Origin of the sequence: Aneurinibacillus thermoaerophilus (assembly GCF_019603355.1) — a bacterium.
Taxonomy (GTDB): domain Bacteria; phylum Bacillota; class Bacilli; order Aneurinibacillales; family Aneurinibacillaceae; genus Aneurinibacillus; species Aneurinibacillus thermoaerophilus.
In genome coordinates, this window is record NZ_CP080764.1 from 3347213 (window position 1) to 3370849 (window position 23637).

Here is a 23637-nt window from a genome sequence, read left to right on the forward strand (position 1 = left end):
TTCTATCCCTCATTTGTACCTATTTCTTGATACTGTTGACATAACTTCCGAGCTAATACTTTATAATCAAAATTATTCTTAGCATGTTCTCTTATTCTTTCCGAATCATACTTATCTATATTTTTTGCCACTTTCAAAATAGCTTCTGCTAACGAATCAACGTTCTCCTTCTCACAAAGTTCACCTAAAAATTCTTCCGTAATAATACTTTCTGGTCCTCCGCATTTAGTAGCTACTAATGGCTTACCAGAAGACATAGCCTCTATCAATACTACTCCAAAAGTCTCCACTTTACTCGGAAGAACAAAAATATCACATTCTTCACGCATCATTCGAGCAACGTCAGCCCGTGATTTTAAACCAAGCATTTGACATGAATCATTTATTCCTAATTGATTAATCTTTTCCTTTACTTGATCAAAAAGTGAGCCGTCACCCACAATTTTTAATGAAATTGAAGGAAGTACCTTTTTTACTTTGCTAAAAGCTTCAATTAAACAAAGCGGATTTTTAACATCTTCCAAAAAGCCTACATATAGCAATTCTATATTTTTATTCTTTTTCTGTTTTATAGGCTCGTAATAAAACTCACTCGTAGATACCCCATTATATAACGTTTTAATTCTGTCAATAGTATCTTGATTTGAGTAATAACTTTTAATTTCATTTGCAAGCGCATCACTTACAGCCCAGACTCGATCAGCTTTCTCAATAGCATGAAGTGTTAACTGTTTGACAATAGGCTTCCCAGTAAGATAAGTAAACGGGCCAGTATGCTCCGTTATAACAAAAGGAACCTGAAAACGATTAGCTACTTGTAAACCAGCTGTTCCATCCAAATACCCTGTGTGAGCATGTACAATATCAAACTTGAAATCTTTCCATACACGATCAATTACAGACATAACAGCTGAACTATACAACCAAGCATGGAACTGAAAAGGAATCAAAGGAACCCCAACACGATAATAAGGATATAATACTGGCACATCTTTATATTCTGTCCAAGTAACTTGTTGATTTAAATGAGGGTAATGTCTAAAAGCCCTAATTATTCTAAAGGGATTTAATCCGTTTACCCAATATGGTCTGCAAGATATCACCCTAGCATCAATTCCTTCATATTCTCTTAGAGCTTTTACTTGTTCATGTATAAATGGCCCACTAAGCTTTTGCTCAGGATGAGGGAACATATGAGAAATTATTAAAACTTTTTGGACTTTGCGTGTAGCGATATTATGCCAATACTGTTCTCTTTCCGTAGATTTTTGGTAGGCTATTTCTGCATGTGCCCTTTGCTGTTCTTTTTCCTCTAGCAATTTTTCAACATGTACTCTCTGCTTTTCTTTTTCCTCTAGCAATTTTTCAACATGTACTCTCTGCTTTTCTTTTTCTTCTAGTAATTTCTCTGTTTGACTCCTTTTTCTCTCAATTTCCTCTACAACAGCACTTAACCAATTCATTTTTCTTTTAGAAAAATTATAAGAATCTTCACTAGCCTGTAATAACTCATGTATTGAAACTGGATTATGCTCCTCAAAAGAATTCATAGTTTCGTTCAACCATGTAGGTTTAGGAAATAATCCTGCTTCTTTTACCCATAATCCCCACGAACGCTTTAACTCTTTTTCTTCCATTACCAGTACATTATGTCCCTTGTTTAATTGCAAAAAAGGAACTATACTGCTACTTTTGGTATTAGAACAATATGTAATCCTGTGTAATTTCACACCACCATATAAATACACAGAAAGAGCAAGCCCAAATTTATCTGCACTCCATACAGATTCTAATGTAATTTTGAAAGTTTGATACCTATCGGTAACATGGGTCTCAAAAAGCAACTCTACTTGACCTGTAATTCCATCAATTGCATATAAAGCTAAACCATCATCGGTTTTACTACCTGTAGCTTCGATTACAATACAATCTCCTATACTAGGAACTACAGGAAAACGCATAGGTACTTCAGTTCCATTCATCTCTAAACACGATTTTGCAATTCCTCCATCAACAAACTCTACATTTTCTGGCAATCTAAATCTTGCCCATCCCGAGCCAATTGTAAAATCAGGATGTACGGCTTGCAATTTATTTTGAAAATCAATACAGTATAAATCACTTTTTTTTTCATTAATCACACGAATCGGCTTCGATAAAGTGGTTGAGGCATTCCTGGACTTATAAAGAGCCATTATTTCACTTCTATTATTACGAATAAGGTTATTAGGATTACCAAACCATTTTTTATGCCTTGTTGCCTCAATAACTTTTATACTAACCTCATCTCTCAGCGCTTTTCCGGCTTGCTCATTTGATCCACAATTAGGACAAACAGCTCCATCCCAATGCTGATAAATTCCTATTTCTCTTTGTATTTTAATTGTAGGATCAAAGGGAGGTAACGTTGTGTCTCCACTATATCTTACTTCACTAATTTTCCAATCATTGTTTTGTATTAAACATCTTAATTTACCTTCATCAAACGCTCTTTGGTGCCAATGTATATGATAAATTGTATCACAAGAAGCACATCTCGCTTCGTTTGTCTCTATCTGCTCATTGTGAGGAACTGTAATAAGGATATACTTATTTGCTACTCTTTGCAGTTCATTTAACCCCTTATCATATATATCCTCTGGCAAATGTTCAAGAACATCATTAATCATAACAAGATCGAATGAGTTATCCGGGAAGGGAAGCTTGTCTATGGAACCAACTACCTTTTCTCTCTTCACATACTTAAGCGCTTCCTCACTTATATCAACACCTACAACACGAAGATTTTTAGGCAATAAGTTAGTAATATGCCCATCACCACATCCAACATCTAAAATGCTTTCTACGTCTTCAGGCAATATATCAATAATGTCAAAAAGCACCTGCACTTGATATTTTTCTGGAGAATTACCCCATATTTTTTCTTGCTCATAGTAAATACCTTCATCTATCATTTAAATATCTCACCTCAAAAGGTTGTACACATAAACCTTTTTCTACATTATCATTAATCGCTTGAACCACTTGAAAATGAATGCTTCTATCTAACACATGATAACTTTCTGCCTCAACACCAATGTAAGAGGATTTTTTAAATATAGCTGCACTAGCAACATATGATCCTTTTCCTAAAAACAATTGTTTGATTGAAAAAACAAAAGTTCCCTTATTAGAAAATTTCATATCACCATAACTATTTTCATCAGCAATCCACTGACTTGCACATCTTCCATCAGGTAAGTAAATACAAAAAACGAAAACAGGATTAATTAATTCAACATCAGAAGTATACTGAAAGTGAACTTCCATGGGTTTTTCTATCTCAAAAACCTTTGCTTCCTTCCCCTCATGATCAAGCATACGAACCGCAACAATACGAGCTTCTTTATTCCCGTATTCATTTATTTCATCTGTGGTCACCGCACTTTCCAAATCAGTGGATAAATCTATTATTGAATTTGATGTGGATAAAACAGACTTTTCTTCGACTTCAGAATCATCTCGTCTAACATCAAAAATATTGCAAGGAACTTCAATTTTATAAATAGAACGGCTTCCAGGAGATAAGAGCTGAATTCGCTTGTAGTCACTTCCATCATAAACTTCAATTGCAATTGTATCTTTTGTTACTTCCATATCAATTTCTAAAGTTAGGTTACCCCTACTATTAATCAACAACGATTTAGGAACAGAAAACTCGAATGGGGCATGACGATATTTACCTTTTAAGTTTGTATATTCACGATACATCTCATCTTTATCTTTACATGCTGGTCCCCAATCCATAAATCCTTTCGTATCAATTAAATGATGAGGCTGATCTAATGAGTTATCCATAGGATGACCAACATCAATTCGCCCTATCTGTCCTTCTGCTGATGATAAGGTTAATGAGTATACTCGGCTTCTACCAATAGGCTCTTTTCCATTCTCTGTAACAAAGTGAAATAACAACGGCTGATAAATATCCTCGTAACGCTCAAGAGCAGCAGCATGTTTTTTTAATACTTTCAAGTCCCTAGCACGCAAACGAATTTCTTCTTCTTTACGTACCATTGCTGAATATTCTTTAATAATTTCAAGAGGATTACCATCAGCTCGTATCCTCCCCTTATCAATCCAGATTATCCGTTCACACAACTGCAGAACACTATTCAAGTCATGACTTACAAACAGAACAGTAGCACCAGACTGTTCTGTAAGTTTTCTCATTCTTTCTACACTTTTTCCAGCAAAATATGCATCGCCTGCTCCCAATACCTCGTCAATAATTAATATCTCCGGTTCTATGGCTGTAGCAGTAGAAAAAGCAAGTCTTGCATACATACCGGCAGAATATGTCTTAATTGGCTGATCAATAAAATCCTCTAGTTCTGCAAAGTCTATAATCTCATCTTCTTTTAAAGCTATTTCCTTGGCAGAAAGACCTTGATAAGACAATGAGGCTCTAATATTTTCCCTACCTGTAAATTCGGGATGAAAACCAGTCCCTAATTCCATTAAAGCCTGAATATTCCCATTAACCTTAATTTCTCCTTCAGTAGGGGAAACATTTCCTATAATGATTTTTAAAAGTGTGCTTTTACCCGCTCCATTACGCCCTATAATACCAACCCGTTCACCTTTTTTTATTTTCAAGTCTAGATTACGTAATGCCCAAAATTCTTGATAATAATTCTTCTTCCAGAAATTCAATCCAAAGGCATCAAATATTTTATCTTTAGGATAATTATATAGCTTATACAGTTTACCTAATTTCTTTATTTCTATAGCCAAATTAGACATTATCTACAAACACCCGCTTCATTTTTATAAAAAACCAATACCCCAAAATAAATGTCAACAAAGAAACAGGAAGCAGTATCAAAAAAACATCTTTACTAGGAAAATGACCTAACATTAAAACATCCTGATAAGAAACAATTAGATAATACATTGGATTTAACGCCAAAAAAGGCTGAAGATTTGCTGGAATCATATCTTCAGTATAAGCTATTGGGCTTATCAACATTAGTAGTAGTATTAAAACAGAAACAATACTTTGGAGATCTCTTACAAAAACATTTATACTCGACAGAATCCACATCAGACCAATTGAAAACAATATTTGAAGTAACCATATAACAAGGAAAAATGGAAGCCAAACTGTCCATTTTCCTAATAACCCTAAAACAGCCAACAGCATAATCATTCCTGTAAATTGAGTGCTTTGTGAAACTAACACTGCCTTAACAGGAACTAATTCAATAGGAAATAATGTATTTTTTATTAAGCTTGAATTAGAAACAACTGATGACACCCCATTACTCAGCGCTTCAGAAAAACCAATAAAGGGAATTAGCCCACAAAAGATTAAAGCTACATACTCATTAGAATTAAACAAATGAAATTTCACTTTAAAAATAAATATATATACCATAGCATATGCTCCAAGCAACAATAGCGGATAAAAGAATAGCCAGAACATACCTAATACAGAACCTGCAAAACGTGTTCTAATATCACTCTTTGTAGTTTGCCATAGCAGATTTCTGAATCTATATAAAATCAAAAACGGTTCTATTATTTTCATGAGCTGTGATCACCAACTAACAATTCGACTATTTTATCTGATGCCTTACCATCTCCATATATATTTGATGACCAATCAACTTTAAAATCACCATCTATCACACGATAATAAGCATCTAAAATCCTTGATTTATTAGCTCCACATAATACATTTGCACCAATTTCTACTGTTTCAACCCATTCTGTTTCTTCTCTTAACGTAATACAAGGTGTTTCCACAAATAAAGCTTCTTTTTGTACACCACCGCTATCAGTTAGTATCACTTTTGCATTATGTTCCAATTCAATCATTTGCAAATAAGGTAATGGTTCAAGTATTTTTATAGAATCGGAAATATCGATATTATAATTCTCTATAAATTTTCGTGTACGAGGATGCAGTGCAACTAATACAGGAATCTGCTTAGATATCTCTTTAAATGAATCAAAAATCTGCCGAAGCGATTGGGGAGAATCCGTATTTTCAGCACGATGTACCGTGGCTAATGCAAAGCCTTTCCGTTGTACTCCAAACGGAAGAACGGAACTAGTTTCTAGCCTAGCTCGATAATATTGCATACAATCATACATAACATCTCCAACATTTTTTACACCTTCTGTAATTCCTTCACGTTCTAAATTAGTAACCGCCGTTTTTGTTGGACAAAAAAGAAGGGTAGAAACATGATCTGTTAGTACCCTATTTATTTCCTCAGGCATTCTACGATTATAACTCCTTAAACCGGCCTCAACATGAGCTATAGGTATATGCATTTTACTTGCAGCAAGAGCTCCCGCAATTGTTGAATTAGTATCACCATATACTAATACCCAATCTGGTTGTTCTTTTCGAAGAACTTCTTCAATCCCTTTCAACATATCTGCTGTTTGTTGTGCATGCGAGCCAGAACCTACATGAAGATTATAGTCAGGTTGAGGAATCCCTAGCTCTTTAAAAAAAACTTCACTCATATTATGATCATAGTGTTGTCCGGTGTGAATTATCACTTCAGCAAGAGACTTTTTGGAATTTAAATTATTAAAAGCTCGTGATACAGCGGCAGCTTTAATAAATTGAGGTCTTGCCCCCACTATCGTAACGACCTTCATTACAATAAATCACCCTTTAGCCTTTTTAGATTTTCAAAAATCATCAATTGTCATAACTTATAGTATAAAGAAGAGTTGAATTTTTTATCTTTTAACGCATTTTTTAACGCATTTCTCGTATCAAAAATTACTTTCGATTCACTGATAATCAAATCATAATCAAAAGCACTATGGTCGGTAGTTATCATAACTAAATCCGCGCTTTGTAGCACTTTTTTGCTCAATTCTACTGTTTCGATATTTTTCCCATTTAAACTAAATTTAGGTACGTGCGGATCTACTACATCAAAATATGCACCCGCTAATTCTAACCTTTTAAGAATGGATAGAACTGGCGACTCACGGACATCGTCAATATCCTTTTTGTAAGCAACACCTAATACAGTTATCCTAGAACCATTTAAAGATTTTCTTTCCTGATTTAGTATCTCCATGGTTCTATTAATTACAAAATCAGGCATACTATTATTAATCTCACCGGCTAATTCGATTAAGCGAGTATGATAATTATATTCTCTCGCCTTCCATGTTAAATAAAATGGATCGATTGGAATACAATGCCCGCCTAATCCTGGCCCAGGATAAAATGGCATGAATCCGTATGGCTTAGTCTTTGCTGCATCAATGACTTCCCACACATCAATACCCATTTTTTGACATAGTATAGCCATTTCATTGGCCAAAGCAATATTTATATGACGGAACGTGTTTTCGTAAATCTTTTCCATCTCAGCTACTGCCGGGCTTGATACCTCATGCACTTCTCCTTCCAAAACTGCACGATACATAGAAGCAGCTACTTTGGTACATTCCTCTGTTACGCCCCCTACAACCTTGGGAGTATTTTTAGTATTATATTGCTTATTACCCGGATCAACACGCTCCGGAGAGTATGCCAAAAAGAAATCTACTCCGCACTTTAAGCCTGATTGTTCCAAAATGGGCTTAACCAACTCTTCTGTTGTTCCTGGATAAGTGGTACTTTCTAGTACGATCAACGTTCCTGGTCGAATATATTTAGCAATTTCACGAGTAGAAGACTCAACATAACTCGTATCTGGTTGTTGATAAATATCCAAAGGTGTCGGCACACATATTGCTACTGCATCAACTTCATGAATAAAAGAAAAGTTGTTTGTTGCCTTTAACTTTTGATTTTGTACAATTCGACGTAAATCGTCATCAACCACATCACCAATATAGTTAATTCCCTGATTAACCATATCAACTTTATTTTTTTGGACATCAAAACCAATTACATTAAATCCTGCTTTCGCTTTTTCTACAGCCAATGGTAAACCAACATACCCTAATCCGACTACTCCAATAACAGCTTCTCTTTTATTAAATTTTTCTATTAAACTATTAGCTAATGAAGATAATCGTACAGTTGCTGATATACTCATTTAATTACCCTTCCTTGCAAAAAATTCTTTAACAACTGAAATTACGTGTTCCTGATCTTCTGTTGTTAATTCAGGATATAGCGGTAACGCCAACGTTCCTAAAGCCGCTTTCTCGGACTCTGGAAGACTTCCTGCTTTATAACCTAGGTCAGCATATACCTCTTGACGATGCAACGGAACAGGATAATAAATTCCAGATGAAATCCCATTCTCTTTTAAGTATTGAATAAGCTCATCCCGATATTCTGTTTGAATAATATATAAATGGTACACCGCTTCACGTTCTGCTTTTATAAAAGGTAATTGAATCGGTAACCCTTTCAGAGATTGGCTATAGAAATCAGCTTTTTCTCTCCGCTTTTGATTCCATTGATCAATATACTTCAACTTTACCTGGAGAGTCGCTGCCTGTAAGGCATCCAAACGACTATTATACCCAATCATCGAATGGTAATACTTAGGATAACTTCCATGCACACGAAGAATTTGAACTTTACGAGCTAATTCCTCGTCATTTGTGACAATAATTCCTCCATCACCATAGCCTCCAAGGTTTTTTGTTGGGAAGAAGGAGAAGCACCCTGCATTTCCAATTGAGCCAACTTTTTTACCTTTATATGTTGCACCAATCGCCTGACAAGCATCTTCTACAACATATAGATTATATTTATTAGCAATCTCCATTATCTCATCCATATCGGTTGGTTGCCCAAAAATATGAACCGGTATAATCGCCTTTGTTTTTGAAGTGATAGCAGCTTCAAGTTTGGTTACATCCAGATTATATGTATCAGGATCAATGTCAACAAATACAGGAGTTGCACCTAACTGGGAAACAACTTCTGCCGAGGCAAAAAAAGTAAACGGCGTCGTAATTACTTCATCGCCAGGTCCAATTTCAAGCGCATCCAATGTTAATAAAAGGGCATCTGTTCCATTTGCTACACCAATGGCATATTTGACACCACAATATTCAGCCAAAGATTCTTCAAACTTTTTAACAGTCGGCCCCATTATGTAATTTCCGCTTTCCAATACTTCGTCAATGGCAATTTTTATTTCTTCTTTAATCATTTGATATTGTGCTTTTAAATCCAACAATTGAATTTGTTTGATTACTTTTTGCATAACAATTTCTCCCTTATTTCCTATAAATGCTTTAATTTTACTGGTTTTTTTCTTTCGCTTGCTTCATATATGGCTAATACTAACTTCAAAGCATTCTTCCCATCTTCTCCAGTTACTTTCGGCGAACGATTTTGCTGAATCGCCTCGACAAAATCAGTAATAATCTGCTGATGTCCAGAAATACCGTAGGGATCAAGGTTAATCTTTTCGATTAGTGCTACTGCGTCTGTCTCATCAACTTCTTCAAAGACCCAATGCTTAATCCAATTAGCCGTTGTGCCTCCAATAACAGCACTTCCCGTTTCTCCAAATATACTAAGCGATTCCTCGTAGTTTTTAGGATAAATAGTCGATGCAGCTTCTATTACACCTAAAGCACCATTGGAGAATATAAGGGTCGCTACCGCTACATCTTCGGCTTCAATGTTACGCAAACGAGTTGCGGTATAAGCTTGTACTTCCTCAACAGGTCCAACCAGCCAGAGAAGCAAATCCAAGTTATGTATTGCCTGATTCATGAGGACCCCACCGTCCATATCCTTCGTACCACGCCATGCTGCCTGATCGTAATAGGCTTGATTTCGATTCCAGCGAACCGTAGCATTTGCATGACTTATTTTTCCAAACAAGTTGTTATCCATTGCTTCTTTCAAGGCGATAACTGCTGGCCGAAACCGATTTGGATGAACGACGGTTAGCTTTACATTATTTTTTTCACAAGCTTCTATAATCGAATCGGCATCTTCTATAGTCAAAGCAATAGGCTTTTCAACGATAATGTGCTTTCCATAACTTGCCGCTTTAATAGCTAAATTTGCATGAAGACCGCTTGGAACACATATATTAACTGCATCAATTTGCGGTTCATTTTCCAACATCTCTTCCAATGATAAGTATCCTTTTATCTTATATGTATCTTTAAACTCTTCCAAGCGAGCCGGATTATTATCACAAAAAGCAACTAATTCAGCATGATTAATACTTCTAATAGCTTCGATATGTTTTTTGGCAATATGGCCACATCCAACAATAGCAAATCTAATCATTTGTATATCTCCTTCTAAAAGTACAAAAAGACTATTTAATTTCTCCCCATACGACGAGCATCTTTTGCTGTTCAAACTTCTCTCTATACTTATTAAACTCTTCACGGCCAAGTAGTGTAACCTCAATCTTTCTGCCAATTAAACTTTCTGACTTCTTTATTAACACTTCCAAATAGTGCTCATCTATTTCCCCTACAATTGTAAAGTTAATAGTACCTGAATCAATTCCTCTTGCATAATCACCCGTAATAAACGCTAATTCCACATTACCTAAATGTTGTAATACATCATCAACCAATCGATCAATTCCCACATATTTCTTCACAATACTATGCAATTCTCCAAATAACACATGCTTTTTATTCGCCCGGTACACTTTCATCCGGCCTTCGCTTTCTGCCTCCAGCAAGCCCGCTTCTGTCAGCCGGTTCAGTTCCACGCGCACCGCGTTGGTCGACTCGCCGAACTCTTCCGCCAGCGAACGCAAATAGCCGCGCGCTTCTGCGTTCAAAAAAAACTTCAGCAAAAGTTTGATCCGCGTTTTCGACGTAATTAAATAGTCCAGCAATTTCTTCACTCCGGAACCATCCTGCAAAAATCAGCAGGAAAGGAAATCATTTTCGAGTAATAATTTTACTCGTCATTTTATTAGACGTCAACCGCAGCGGTTTGTTGCGGTCAAAAAATTTTTTCGCTTTGTTTATTTAAGCTGTATGCCCTGAATAAACGCGCATTTCACATCGAATCATAGAAAAGACTCGCGGATGAAAGCCGCGAGTCTTTCTTCATTTAATTTACCTTCTCTATTTCGTACACTTCATTATTCAGCAGGTAAATCGCTACGTTGTCACCTTTACGCAGACCGCGCAACAGCGATTGCAGGTTGACCTGACGGTTAAACAGGCTGTCCGGCAGGTAGTAGCTTTGCTTCGCGGTATAGATTCGGTCGCCCAGCGGATCAAGCGAATTAAAGGTAGTCTCGACTTTCGTCAGTACAACGATACTTTTCGCGCCATTGGTTGCCTCTGCCACCTGTACACGATCACCCGACTTCAAAACGTTGATATTCGTATATTGGCGATCACCAATCTGGATTGTTGTTCCATATGCAGCAGTCACTTCGCTGGTCACGCCGTTCAAGTCACGCACCACAATCCGGCCCGTTTCCGGAGACACAGATACAACTTGTCCATATACGTTCGGCACAATCGCAATTTCTTTGAGATCATCACCCAAATATGTGGCCCGTAGCACATCGCCCTTCTTCACATCAGACACTCTCGGGTACGGGATACCCGGAATGGAGAAGGTCACGCGGCTATCGATGATGACATCATGCGATCTTCCATTTTCATCCTGTACGGTGAGGCGATTCGAGTATGTGCCCCCATTTTCTGTAACACGGTAAACGAACGAGCGTTCCACTTCAATATCCGTAATCTTGTTTCCATTCATCTTCATCGCGATCTTGTCGCCAATCCGCAGATCGCGCAGATCCTCACCGCGCACATCGTAAATCGTAATATCTACCTTCGGATCAACTACGTATACTTTCGTTTCGCCTGTTGCCAGCTTCACTGTCAACAACTTATCATCCGTATTTACGCGTACCACTTCGGCCCGGACGCGGTTATCGGCGTTAATATAGATAATTTTGTTGTCTTCGTTCAGCTGAATCGAAACATTCATATCCTTATCCAGTGCATCCAGCTCTTTTTTCGATGAACCGTTAATCAAAATCTCCGCGTTGGAAACGACCTCGTACGCCTTGAGTTCACCGTTGGTGGTCTTCAGCGAAAGAATACGGTTCTTTTTATCCAGAGCAAAGATGCTGCCGGACAATAAGTCTTTATTGTTGTAGACGGTACGATTCTTCACAGCCAGTGACGTAATCATATCCTTCTGTACTTTAAATTCCACTTTGTCGCCGACTTTCACGTCCGCCAGCGTAGGCGCAAGCGCACCGTTTAGCGTAATAATGGCGTTCTGTGCAACCGTATATGCCTGAATCTTTCCATCTTCACCTTGCAGAGTTACGAATCGATCCTTATCGCTGATCGCCTTAACCGTTCCAACGTCTCCCCCATTTGTTTTGCCGGCTTCCGCTTCGACAACAACCTTGCTGACGATGCCGTTCGTCAGCTCCAGCTTAACCTCATCGCCCGGAAGTAAATCTTCGATGCTCGGGAACCGCTTGCCTTTGTATTCGACATACGTAATATCACTGTACTGGTACGTCTCCAGTTTTCCGCTGGACGCTTTAATCGTCAGCAATTTGTTTTGCTTGTCGACATCATAGACACTGCCTTGCAAGCTTTGTGCCTTGCTTAAGCCCGTACGGAACAATTCAGAAACCTGTCCATCCGTGTTCAATCTGAATTCTACCTCATCGCCGTTCACAAAATCGGAAAGCTTAAGCCTGTCCATTCCTGCTCCGATTACCGCATCCTTGGCGATCGTATAAGTTTGCAATTTTCCATCAGCCAGGCGCAATACAACCGTGTTGGCTTCTATAAACACTTTTTCCAGTACCGCTTTGTCATATTTCGACTTTTGTTTAAAGTTGATGACTTCCACGTATCGAGCCTGTCCATTTTCACTAATAACGAGCAATTGACTGTCCGTTCCCAGATTAGCGGATGTTGTCTTTACATTTCCGTTATAAAACTGGGTGTCGCTTGTAATGGTATAGCGGTACTGTTCCTTGCCTGACTCATCGGTCAGCGTTAACGTATTGCCGCTTACGCTTTGCAGATAACCGATGCGGGTGTTAGCCGATTCAATCTTAAGGAAACGTTCTCCCTTGCTGAGCATGGTGACCATTTCCGCGCGCGTTACGGCACGGTTCGGCTTGAAAGCCGTTCCTGCTCCTTCTTTGTATCCGGAGATTAAGTCATTCGCAACAGCTACATCTACATACCCCTTCGCCCAATCCGGAATGCTTGATCCGTCGGTAAACAAGGTGGAAGATGCTTTGCCTACTTCCGACTCCTTGTCAATCATGCGAACCATAAGCTGTGCGACCCAGGCGCGCGAAGCAGGCATATCTGGATAAAAGTTTTTCTCCGTTGGCTTAATCAGCCCTTTGGAAATCGCCAGCGCAACGGAACCTTTTGCCCAGTCCGGCACACTGTACGGAATCGCCGTACTCTCGTATTTTTTCGCTTCTTCCGTAAGTCCCATATTTCGGACAACCATCGCCAGCGCCTGCAATTGCGTTACACTTTCGTCCGGTCTAAACGTTCCGTCGTTATATCCGGCCACCACATCGCGAAGCCCCATCTTCAAAATATACTGGCTGGCCCAGTGATTGGCAGACACATCTTTAAACTGGCCGGATGCAGCATTCGACGCGGCATCAGCCACAGCAGGTAGAAGTCCGTTTACGCTAAGCAGTCCGGCAAGCGTAAACGGAACGATAGTACGTGTAATACGCTTCATGTCTCACGGTCACTCCTCTTTCTTGTTTTTGTATCATGTCATTCTCTACTATACTTAATTTTAAAAGATTTTGCAGGTAACGTATACTAGACGAAGATAATATTGTAAATGTTTCAAGAAAGCCCCGCGGTCTTTGCCCGCTTACCCTCATGTTTATATAGCAAAGGCAGAACGCTACGTTGCGAGTTTTTCAAGCGATATCATCAGAAAACAGTCCGGCTGATGGAGCAGCCGGACTGTTTCGCACTGCTAAAATGTAGGGGTTTTTGCGGGAGCCGGCTGGTTCTTGGCGGTTCCTTCCCCTAGTTGCCCTGCTCCGTTTTCGCCCCAGGCCCAGACCGTTCCGTCCTCTCCAATGGCGAAACTGCTGCCGGACTTCGCATATACTTGTTTGATATTTGATAGTTTGCCAACCTGAACAGGCACGCTGCTTTCCTTTCCTTCTGTTTTTCCTATGCCTAATTGCCCTTGATTATTTTTGCCCCAGGCCCAGACTTTTCCGTCTTCATCAAGCGCAAGCCCGTGATCTTCACTTACAGAAATCATCTTGATTTTAGTGAGGACTTCGATTTTTACAGGCATCAAACGATTTTCTCTCGTTCCATCACCCAATTGTCCTTCATCGTTCTTGCCCCAGGCCCAAACCGTTCCATCACTCTTCAAAGCAAAATTGCTGTCTCCAACCGTAAAGAGCTGCTGGACATCGGATAAAAAGTTAACCTGGACAGGAGTTTTACTAGCACCATTACTACCATTACCAAGCTGGCCGAAATCGTTATTGCCCCACGCATACATATTGCCACTCCGTTGAAAAGCGATGATATGGTTCGTTCCCATGACGATCCTGGAAATTCCTTTCAAATCATCAATGCGGACAGGGATGTAGCGGTCTTTGGTCGTGTCGTCGCCAAGCTGACCTTCATTGTTACGGCCCCACGCATAAACCGTGCCATCATTTTTTACGGCAAACGCGTGGCCCTGACCGCCAGCAATGGACGCTATGTCCCGCACCTCCAAAACTCTCGTGGGCGTTTTAACAAAGGCTCCTGCTCCTTCGCCCAATCCCAGCTGGCCGTATTTATTGCTGCCCCACGCATAAATGGTGCCATCCTTCGTTAATGCCAGACTATAGCCATTGCCATCACTGTCGTTGGCCGCTACGACTTCTATAACATCGCTCAATCCTTTTACCTGTACCGGCGTATTGCGTGACTGGTTCGTACCATCGCCCAGTTCGCCGGATTTGTTTGTGCCCCAGGCCCAGACCGTTCCGTCGTTGGTCAGCGCCAGGAAATGCTCCTTGCCATTCACAATGGTTTTTATATCGCTCAGCTCTTTAAAAAGCTGCGGGGTCGCAAGGTTTTTGCCTTGTTCTGTTGTCGGTAGGAAGTTTTCCTTTCCGCTTCTCCAAACTTCTTTTTTACCGATGAAGAAGGTGTGGTCTTTATCTCCCTGAATGCTTACAATTTCATTTTGAATTTGGAATTTCTGTGTGACCGAGGCGCTGAGTTTCTTGCCTGACTTGGCGTAAATACTATCGTTTACGCACAAAAAGTATGTTTGTCCCGATCCATATCCGTTTGTGGGCGGTTTGACCGTAATGGTTTGATCTTTATCGCCAAACACAAGCGTGACAGATACTTTATTACCGGATTCATCCTTTACGAACAAAGCGCTATCATCGACCGTATAGCGTTCGATTGGCGTATTAAAACGAATCACCCATCTTACGTCAGTCGGCTGTTTGGCTTTCGCGTCCATTCCGTTTTCGGTCTGGATGCTGACAACAGCCGGCGCTCCTGTTTTGATTTCCTGTGCCAAAACAACCGGCGCTCCGGGCAACCATGCACCAGATAGTAACCCACACGCCGTGACCAACGGAATCAACGTGTTCTTTTTATTCATCTTTGTCCTCTCCCAATTATTAATAGTCGATCTAATTATTATTCTACTTTATTATAGGTCTTTTTTAGAAGAAAATCGTTTTATTTCCTTTATGATTTGCAAGCGAACGTTTTTGAGCGGCGGGAGCGAAGCAGCCATAACGCGAGGAGAATACTATAGAAAACGCCAAAAGCGTCCAGCCAGACGTCAAGCAGCATGCTGTTGCGGTGGGCGGTAAAAAGCTGGTGGAAAAAAGCCTAATAAAAAGACGAGCGCCAAGCACTCGTCTCTTTCACTCATTGCTTTCCTGTTGTCATCTGCTTGATTCTGCGGGCCGTTTCCAGAAGCGGTTTTTTCTTCTGGCCGACCCAACCGATGAGCTCGGCGACAAGTTGCAAAATGAATAGCAACGCGCATACGATAATGAGCGCGCCCCACAGCGTTGACTGCGAGAACACAATCGCCGCAGTCGCGAATACGAAGCTGATACCGTAGATTGCCAGCACTGCGCCGCGGTGAGACAATCCCATCGCCAGCAGGCAGTGATGTAAGTGCTCCTTGTCTGCCACCGAAATCGGCTGCTTATTGAGGAAACGACGCACCATCGCAAAAATCGTGTCCGACAGCGGTACCCCAAGAATCAGAATCGGTATAATAAAAGCAAATAAGGTTGTGTTTTTGAAACCCATAATGGATAATGTCGCCAGATTAAATCCAAGGAACAAGGCGCCAGTGTCGCCCATAAATATTTTAGCCGGGTGGAAATTGTAACGGAGAAATCCAAGAATCCCGCCCAACAAGATCGCACAGTACAGAGCGACCACTGGATTTGGCATCACGAATACCGCCATAATCATCATCGCGGCCGTGGCGATGCCCGATACACCGGCGGCCAGTCCATCCAGCCCGTCAATCAGGTTAACCGCATTCGTAATCCCAACAATCCAAAAAATTGTAATCCCTATGGCAATCCAATCCCACTCAAAGCTTAGCATGCCCTGAAATGGCAAATTTACAAACTCAATTCGCAGGCCATAGTACACAACAACCGCCGCAGCCACAATCTGGCCTAATAGCTTCAACTTTGGAGACAATTCGAAACGGTCATCGAGCGCGCCCACCAGCACAATGATCGTACCGCCAATAAAGATTCCCAACGTCGCCCGAGAATACGTCTCCACCATCGCTTCAGAAGAAATGCCCATCTGCTCAAGAAACGGGCCAATTTTCTCAAGGAACGGAGGGAATACCAGCAGGTACGCCGCCAAAAAACCGAGGTAAATCGCAAGTCCTCCAAGACGCGGCATCAGACGCTGATGAACTTTACGGTGATTGGGCTTATCCACAGCGCCGACAGCAATCGCGAGCTTTTTCACAAGCGGCGTCGCTATGAGCGCCACGACAAGCGAAAGAATAAACCCGTAAATATAACTACTCTCCATGTTTCCTCTCCTTATATTTTCAATTATATCCTTCAGTCTTTTGCTTCATTTTCTACGCAGTATAACTTGATTCCACAGTACCGATAGCACGAACTTCGGCAAAAGCAACTGCCTTCTCCAACGCTTCGGCTGCGACAGAAGACGATACAGCCATTCCAGATTCAGTTTCTGCCAGACTTCAGGCGCCCGCTTGACTTTACCGGACAGTACGTCAAAGCTGCCACCGACGCCCATCGCCAGATTGACCGGCAAATCTGGCAAATGGCGGGCGATCCACTCTTCCTGGCGCGGGGCGCCAAGCGCCACAAACAACAGGTGCGGGCGTTCCCGCTTGATATGATCCAAGATGTTCTTTTCCTCTTCCTTGGAAAAATACCCGTCAAAATGCCCGCTGTAACAAGCATTAGGGTATTGTTTCTTTAGTGTTTCCGCAGCTCCCGCGCTGGATTCGGGAGAAGCACCAACCAGCATGTATTTCCAACCGTATGTATCGGCTTGCACCATCAAAGCGTGCAGCAATTCGTAACCCGCCACGCGCTCCGGCAATGGTTCGCCAATCCAGCGGGACGCAAGTACGACGCCAATTCCGTCCGGGGTAACCACTTCAGCCCGGCGCAACAAGTTCAAGTACGAAGGATGCTGGCGTCCCATCATAACAATCTCCGGGTTGGCCGTTACGACTTGTGTTTTCTTGTTGTCCACAATCCGGCGGGTGAGCAGTTCAACCGTCTCCTGCTTGGTCGCATGCAGAAACGGTACACCCAAGATGGTGACCCGCTTACATGTATCCATACCTGTATTCATCCATTCCCGTTTTTCTTCATCTACATACTAAGGCGGTACAATCCTCCATATAGATTATACCGCCTCCATTTTATATTAGATCCGACAAAAGTACAAACAAAAAAAGATCCCTTTTTCTCGACAAAATTTCACAACCTAGAGCTATTGATTATGGCGAGTGTTTCCTCGTTTACTCATGGAAAGAAAGGATATGCTGCTTTATTGGCCTGGCGGGAACGCCGACCGCCGTACAATGGGCAGGCAAAGGCTTAGTAACGACCGCTCCCGCACCAACAACTGTATATTCACCGATTTCCATACCAGGAATCACGACCGCGCCGGCGCTTATCTGCGCCCCTTCGCGAACCGTGACATTGCCGGATAGATTCGCGCCCGGCAAAACCGCCGCATAGTCTTCAATGACGCAGTCATGGCCGACCGTACAACCGTAATTAATAAGCACGTGTTCGCCGATGGTGACATTGGTCGTAATGACGCTGCCCGCGCATATCGTCGTACCTTCGCCGATCTTGTTTTCATCGCCGCATACGGCAGTCGGATGAATCAAAGTAGCAAATTGTGCGGTCGGCTGCCATTGTTTTATGTGCTCTATGACTTTCTTTTTCACCTGCGGACTTCCTATCCCGCAAATGACAAACACATCCCGGAAGCGCGGTTCCGCTAACAAGTCCAATGGACCGAGCACCGGAAATCCATTGCGTATCTCTCCGTGAATGGATGGGGTGTCATCCAGATAACCGAGCACTTCCCACTCAGGCCGGACATTGTTGATGTCTTTGATTAGCTGGACGGTTTCCCTTCCTTGACCGCCCGCACCAAGAATAATGATTTTTTTCATGTTATTCCCCCTATACTCGGTAATACTTCCGATACCATGCCGCAAAACGATGTAACCCATCCGCAAGCGGGGTTTGTGGACGATAACCAGTCGCGCGGATCAGCTCCTGCACGTCAGCATATGTATCCTTTACGTCGCCCGGCTGCAACGGCAACCATTCTTTTTTTGCTTCCCGGCCAAGCACCTGTTCAAGCGTCTTAATAAATTCAAGCAACGAAACCGGTCGTTGGCTACCGATATTATAAATCCGGTACGGCGCATAGCTCGACGCCGGGTCCGGCGCTTCCGTCCTCCAGGCCGGGTTCGGCACCGAAACACAGGACATTAACCGCACAATCGCTTCCACCGCGTCATCAATATACGTAAAATCACGCTTCATATTTCCCCGGTTAAAAATTTTTATCGTTTCCCCGGCGAGAATGGCGCGGGTAAACGAAAAATACGCCATATCCGGCCGGCCCCATGGCCCGTAAACGGTAAACAGACGGACACCTGTCGTCGCAAGACCATATAAGTGGCTGTATGTATGGGCCATCAATTCATTCGCCTTTTTGGTAGCGGCGTACAGGCTTACCGGATGATTCACGTCATCATGTTCGGAAAACGGCTGCTTGCCATTCGCGCCGTACACCGAACTTGAGGACGCATACAACAAATGCTTAACCCGATGATGGCGGCACGCTTCCAGCATATTTACAAATCCGGTTAGATTTGAATCAGCATATACATACGGATTCTGCAAGCTGTGACGCACTCCGGCTTGGGCGGCCAGATGAATAACTATTTCGATTCGATAGGCGGAGAACAAGTCTTCGATTGCCTGCCTGTCCTCAAGCGCCGCCCGTACGAACGTGAAATGGGGTTGTCCGATAAGCTGTGCAAGCCGTGCTTGCTTCAGCGATACATCATAATAATCGTTGAGGTTATCAAGCCCGACCACAGGATACCCTTCGTGCAGCAAGCGTTTTACCACATGGAAGCCAATAAAGCCCGCACATCCTGTTACAAGAATGGTTTCTTTTGTTCCCATAAGCCGTTCCTTCTCTCTATGTTTGTTTTTTACTATTATACAATAGAACATTCACGGTAGCCGGTCGGGCCGGCAAAACATCTACCACAAAAAAATGCCCCCTGCCGGCGTATATCATCCGGCAGGGGGCTGGCTTTCTTCCTAGTTTCTGTCTTTTTTGTCGTTATTCTTTTTGTCTTTCTCTTCTTTATTTTTATCTTTTTCTTCTTTATCTTTGTCCTTTTTTGGTTCAACCGTTACGTCAAGCTTACCAACATCAATGCTTTTCAATTTGGCAGTAATGGTTGTTGTACCCGGCTTGTGCGCCGTTAACTCCCCTTTCCTGTTGACCGTCGCTACTTCCGGATTCGAAGACTCCCATGTTACACCCGAGCGAATGGATATTTTGCGCGGGAATGAAACATTTACTGTAAGCTGTTTGGTCTTGCCCGGAACAAGGCGACCCGGCTGAATGGACAGCGTTACATTTTTCCGGATGAATGCCTGAAGAAAAGCATTACGTGCTACATTATTTGGATCGATCTCCGCTGCCAAACGTTTTCTCATTTGAATGACTTCATCGATAGAAAGGGTAAGTTCAGCAAGTTTGTTTGCAAATTTCTTGTATTTGCCGTGCTCCAATGTTCGCTTAACAGCATCATCAACAATGTCATCCAGCGGTTTATTCGTATCCACCATATGATCCATCATGAGGTCAGCTATAATTTGCTTGCTAATATCCTTAACAAAATCAAGTAAATCTTTTATCCCAAACTCGTTCCCAAACAATTTTTGCAATGTAGCAGAATGCTTTTGTTTAAAAGAAAGCAGGTTTTCTTGTAGATTATCCGGCGTATAGAAAAGCAGCGTAAAGTCACGAAGAAGAAAAGTCGCTTCTTCAACTGTTACGCCTTTTTGTTTTGCCGCTTCAATAAATTGCGGATTTTGAATCACGGTATCGCGCCACCAAATCAGGGACTTTTCCTGAATCGAATCGCGCACCTGGCGAAGCTGTGCCTTTCCCTCTGGGGTTAAGCCCTTAAGAACCTGAATAAACTCTTCAATATAGTCCGCTTTCATCCCCATCACAAAGTCATCCGCCTTCTCTTTTGCGTAAGAAACCTGCGGCGCAAAAGCAGCGACCGAAGGCAAGGCTACGGAAGCAGCCAGCACAGGCAGAAGCAACTTACGCGTAAACTTTCTTTCCTTCTTCATACTCAATCCCTCCATTTTCTTATTTAAGCGCATGTGGCAACCCGGCCAGCAGGGCACCAAACAGCCATACCCAGCGATTATCATATAAATCTCCACTAATCTGCGCGGCGTACAGACTGAAAAAAAAGCAAGTAATGACAGTAGCTATCAGAGAAACATCCATCCCTGAAAGTTCGCTCTTTTTCTTGCTTATCATTAACCGTACGGTTGCAAACGCAGCTACTGCCAGTACAATCAGAAATGCCGCAAGCCCAATCGCACCCAATTCGCACATCACTTCCAAAAAGATGTTGTGCGGATAGCGAATTTCTTCGGAGTACATCCGGGCAAACGAACCTGTCCCCCATCCTGTGAACCAGCGCTGCTGGAACAGATACCAGGCAGCCTCAGCAAATACAAAGCGGGCATCCACGGACGTCCCTTTATCTTCCTGAAACAGTAGAGTAAGCCGAATCCATGCGGTTCCTCCGGTAATCTTCTCCACAGGAATAACAGTAAATATGGAAACAAGAAGAGCACCGACAATCCCCAATGTCAGCAGAAAGCGGGAGCGCTTCTTGTTGCTGCTTTTCAACCAAATCAGTAAACCATACATGACAAGCGCCAAAATAAATCCAATGAACGCCTGCCGCGAGCCGGAGTAAAAAGCGGCAATTGCGTAGATGGCAAGCGCGATATAGCCGCATACCGCAAAACCACGTACTTTAATACAGTTAATTAGAAACAGCGTACTCAGCGCCCCAATAACCATAAATCGCCCGAACACATTCGGACCGCCACCCAGTGCAGAAATTCTCCCATTAGCCAAACCGCCGCTCAGGACGCCGCCCGCGATCCCCAACAGTGCCAGGCCAAATGTGATGACAGCCAGTCCAAGGAAAAAGTTCACATAATGCTGCCGTGACGTCACCATGCTTAACGCCAGCACAAGCAAAGGCAACGTGTAAAAAGCAAACTCTATCAACTTTGTTGTCCCATAGGAAGGAGAAACGGAATACATCACTCCGGCTGCCAGCACCGCCAGGAAAAGCAAACAGGCAAATAAATAGGCTCTACTAAGAAGAGCATGAAATCTGCGGCGCATGATCATTACGAATACAGTCAAACTCAAGCTGAGAGCGGCAACATAGACCGGGCCATCTATCGTTTCCAGGAAAGGAACACGATTAAAGCGTCCGCCCAGCGATGTAATAACCAGCCCCAGCTCCGGCAGCGCAAAGATCACAAGCGCAAGCAGCACGACCACCAGCAAACCAATGATTTGAATAGCCGGAATGCTTACGCTCAGAGCAGCAAGCATCACACCCAAAAGCGACATACCGAAAAAAGGCAACATTCTTTCTTTGAGCCGGGGAGCTACGGTTTTAAACGACATATACTACAACGCCTTTCCGTGTCATTTTTTATGCGACATCTTTTGCTGTTTTATCTGTTCCGCACAACTTCCGAATGCTCATTGCCGAGAGGAAAAACAGAATCACATACCCGACTGCCATAACGCCTCCGTATAAGCCAATGGCCAGCGCAGGCGGAGCTTTCCACCAGGCCGCGCTGACAAGCGCGGCGATAATCAGCACGATCCGCCCGATCTGCCAAATAAGATGAACGTGCTGGCATTCAATAATATCAAGCGTCTGCGAGAGCGGAAATACAACAAACTGAATCAAGTACATGAAAGAAAGAATCTGGATGTATCGCCCCGCTTCGTACCAGATGCCTCCAAATACGAGCGCAAACAACTGCGGACCGGCGATCCCAAGCAACAAAGAAGGAAGGAGGCCAATGAAAAACAGTTTCTTTGCTGTTTGATAGAATAGACGAAGCAACTGTTCCGGATTTTGCCGGGCGAGCCGGGAAGATTCACCCGTATAGACCTGGGCTACAGATTGCCCGATCATGGTCATGGGCACACCGATAACCCGCTGTCCAAGAGCGAACCAGCCAAGAACCTGCGGCCCGTAGAAACTCGCAAGAATAAGAGCAGGCAGCTGCAAGCCGCCGCTGTTAAGAAGCCCGGACCAGCTGGAGAATAACGGGAACCGATAATAACGACAGGCCGCCTTTCCCACACCAGAAAGTGAAATCTTCCGCAAAATATGCCGGTCATGACGCCACGATAGCAGCGCTAACGTTCCGCTGCCGCTGACCCGTCCAACTACATCTCCATAAAGCAGGCCAGCCGGCCCTTTGATAAATAATCCTGCCAATATCTGTGTACATACCATTCCGAAGCTTTGACTGAATTTCGTACGTGAGATGCTGGCGAATCTCTTATAACGAATCGCCCAATAGTTAAGAGACTGGTAGAGACCCAGCCCCAGAAAGCTGACAGGCAGCAAAAACAGATACGGCAGCATCTTCTCTGCCTTCAACGATAATAGCAGCGTATCGCCGAACAAAAAAACAGCCGTACCTATGAGCAGCGTCATACCAAATACGACCAGGACAGATAAAGCAAATACATTGGCCGCTGTCTCTTCTTCTTCCGGTAGAAGGATCGCCAGCTCATACCGTAAAGATGAAATAACTACAAGAATCGATAACATAGCGGTAAATACCGCCAGTACACCGAAACTCTCCGGCGTATATAGCCGGCTAAGAATAGGAGATGCAAGGAGTAACAAGCCCTGCGCAAGCGCCGTGCCCCCTGCCAATACCACGACGTTTCTGGCAAATTTGCTTTTCGGCAGCCTGCGCTTGATTTTTTCTACTACCCCCTGAACCCCTGCTATTCTATTCACATAGTCCGCCTCCTGTATGTTCA

General features: G+C 42.6%; 17 protein-coding genes. All 17 read right to left on the reverse strand.

Annotated elements, in window-relative coordinates:
* Positions 1 to 2: 2 nt before the first annotated feature.
* Entirely contained in the window at positions 3 to 2954 is a 2952-nt protein-coding gene (locus K3F53_RS17195; protein ID WP_220559172.1) for a glycosyltransferase, read from the reverse strand.
* Complete coding sequence (locus K3F53_RS17200; protein ID WP_220559173.1) at positions 2944 to 4785, reverse strand: ABC transporter ATP-binding protein; 1842 nt, start codon at positions 4783 to 4785, stop codon at positions 2944 to 2946. The genes K3F53_RS17195 and K3F53_RS17200 overlap by 11 nt, the downstream gene beginning before the upstream one ends.
* Complete coding sequence (locus tag K3F53_RS17205; RefSeq protein WP_220559174.1) at positions 4778 to 5572, reverse strand: ABC transporter permease; 795 nt, start codon at positions 5570 to 5572, stop codon at positions 4778 to 4780. The genes K3F53_RS17200 and K3F53_RS17205 overlap by 8 nt, the downstream gene beginning before the upstream one ends.
* Positions 5569 to 6660, reverse strand: a complete 1092-nt coding sequence (gene wecB / locus K3F53_RS17210; RefSeq protein WP_220559175.1) for a non-hydrolyzing UDP-N-acetylglucosamine 2-epimerase — start codon at positions 6658 to 6660, stop codon at positions 5569 to 5571. The genes K3F53_RS17205 and wecB overlap by 4 nt, the downstream gene beginning before the upstream one ends.
* A 50-nt stretch (positions 6661 to 6710) precedes the next feature.
* Positions 6711 to 8066 (reverse strand): nucleotide sugar dehydrogenase, encoded by a 1356-nt coding sequence (locus tag K3F53_RS17215; protein ID WP_220559176.1) that lies wholly within the window; start codon positions 8064 to 8066, stop codon positions 6711 to 6713.
* On the reverse strand, positions 8067 to 9194 hold the full coding sequence (locus tag K3F53_RS17220; RefSeq protein ID WP_220559177.1) for a DegT/DnrJ/EryC1/StrS family aminotransferase: 1128 nt from the start codon (positions 9192 to 9194) through the stop codon (positions 8067 to 8069).
* Positions 9195 to 9214: 20 nt separating this feature from the next.
* Positions 9215 to 10240: a Gfo/Idh/MocA family protein gene (locus K3F53_RS17225; RefSeq protein WP_220559178.1), complete on the reverse strand. Its 1026-nt coding sequence runs from the start codon at positions 10238 to 10240 to the stop codon at positions 9215 to 9217.
* A 31-nt stretch (positions 10241 to 10271) separates the two neighbouring features.
* Positions 10272 to 10817, reverse strand: coding sequence for a winged helix-turn-helix domain-containing protein (locus K3F53_RS17230; protein ID WP_246615659.1), 546 nt, complete (start codon positions 10815 to 10817; stop codon positions 10272 to 10274).
* A gap of 212 nt (positions 10818 to 11029) precedes the next feature.
* Positions 11030 to 13681 carry an S-layer homology domain-containing protein gene (locus tag K3F53_RS17235; protein WP_220559179.1) on the reverse strand — a complete coding sequence of 884 codons (2652 nt, stop codon included), beginning with the start codon at positions 13679 to 13681 and terminating at the stop codon, positions 11030 to 11032.
* Between the two features lie 249 nt (positions 13682 to 13930).
* Positions 13931 to 15586 carry an RCC1 domain-containing protein gene (locus K3F53_RS17240; protein ID WP_057897457.1) on the reverse strand — a complete coding sequence of 552 codons (1656 nt, stop codon included), beginning with the start codon at positions 15584 to 15586 and terminating at the stop codon, positions 13931 to 13933.
* A gap of 275 nt (positions 15587 to 15861) precedes the next feature.
* Positions 15862 to 17007 (reverse strand): glycosyltransferase family 4 protein, encoded by a 1146-nt coding sequence (locus tag K3F53_RS17245; protein ID WP_057897456.1) that lies wholly within the window; start codon positions 17005 to 17007, stop codon positions 15862 to 15864.
* A gap of 45 nt (positions 17008 to 17052) precedes the next feature.
* On the reverse strand, positions 17053 to 17799 hold the full coding sequence (locus tag K3F53_RS17250) for a WecB/TagA/CpsF family glycosyltransferase (protein ID WP_220559180.1): 747 nt from the start codon (positions 17797 to 17799) through the stop codon (positions 17053 to 17055).
* Positions 17800 to 17980: 181 nt separating this feature from the next.
* Positions 17981 to 18649: an acetyltransferase gene (locus K3F53_RS17255; RefSeq protein WP_057897454.1), complete on the reverse strand. Its 669-nt coding sequence runs from the start codon at positions 18647 to 18649 to the stop codon at positions 17981 to 17983.
* 10 nt (positions 18650 to 18659) lie between these two features.
* Positions 18660 to 19679, reverse strand: a complete 1020-nt coding sequence (locus tag K3F53_RS17260) for an NAD-dependent epimerase (protein ID WP_057897453.1) — start codon at positions 19677 to 19679, stop codon at positions 18660 to 18662.
* A gap of 141 nt (positions 19680 to 19820) precedes the next feature.
* Positions 19821 to 20873, reverse strand: a complete 1053-nt coding sequence (locus tag K3F53_RS17265; RefSeq protein WP_057897452.1) for an Ig-like domain-containing protein — start codon at positions 20871 to 20873, stop codon at positions 19821 to 19823.
* A gap of 19 nt (positions 20874 to 20892) precedes the next feature.
* Complete coding sequence (locus K3F53_RS17270) at positions 20893 to 22248, reverse strand: O-antigen ligase family protein (RefSeq protein ID WP_091260447.1); 1356 nt, start codon at positions 22246 to 22248, stop codon at positions 20893 to 20895.
* Positions 22249 to 22276: 28 nt separating this feature from the next.
* Positions 22277 to 23614 (reverse strand): lipopolysaccharide biosynthesis protein, encoded by a 1338-nt coding sequence (locus tag K3F53_RS17275; protein ID WP_220559181.1) that lies wholly within the window; start codon positions 23612 to 23614, stop codon positions 22277 to 22279.
* Between the last annotated feature and the right edge of the window lie 23 nt (positions 23615 to 23637).